Origin of the sequence: Pseudomonas fragi (assembly GCF_002269505.1) — a bacterium.
GTDB classification, from domain to species: Bacteria; Pseudomonadota; Gammaproteobacteria; order Pseudomonadales; family Pseudomonadaceae; genus Aquipseudomonas; species Aquipseudomonas fragi_D.
Window position 1 is genome coordinate 1 of sequence record NZ_NQKQ01000067.1, and the last position, 639, is coordinate 639.

General features: G+C 65.9%; 1 pseudogene. It reads left to right on the forward strand.

Features of this window, described 5'->3' with window-relative positions:
- A pseudogene (locus CJU81_RS23535) lies at nt 1-639 on the forward strand (hemagglutinin); the annotation flags it as partial.

Here is a 639-nt window from a genome sequence, read left to right on the forward strand (position 1 = left end):
GCCTCCGCTACCGGGGCCGTTTCAATGGGCAGCGGCGCAATGGCCGACTCGGCCGATGCCGTGGCCATAGGTACCTCGGCACAGGCCACTGGCGGCAAAGCCGTGTCCATCGGTGCGGGCAATATCGCCAGCGGAAACGGTGCAGTCGCCATCGGTGACCCCAACACCGCCACCGGCACCGGCGCAGTCGCCATGGGCACCGATAACACCGCCGACGGCCAGGGCAGCGTGGCGCTGGGTAATCTCAACACCGCAACAGGTCAAGGTTCAGTGGCACTGGGTAATGCTTCCCAGGCCAACAGCGCAGGCTCCGTTGCCCTGGGCGACGCTGCCATCGTAGCTGTCGGTGCGACCCAAGGGCTGGCAGTGGGTTCAGGGGCCACGGCCAACAACGCCAGTGACGTAGCACTGGGTGCCGGCAGCACCACCGCTGCCCCGGCCCCTACGGGCAGTACGACCATCGGCGGGGTGTCTTACAACTTTGCCGGGGGCTCGCCAAACAGCGTGGTCAGCGTCGGTAGCGTCGGCCAGGAACGCCAGATCACCAACGTTGCTGCAGGCCAGCTCAGTGCCTCCAGTACCGATGCTGTCAACGGCAGTCAACTGTTTGCCACCAACCAGCAGGTCACCAGCAACACC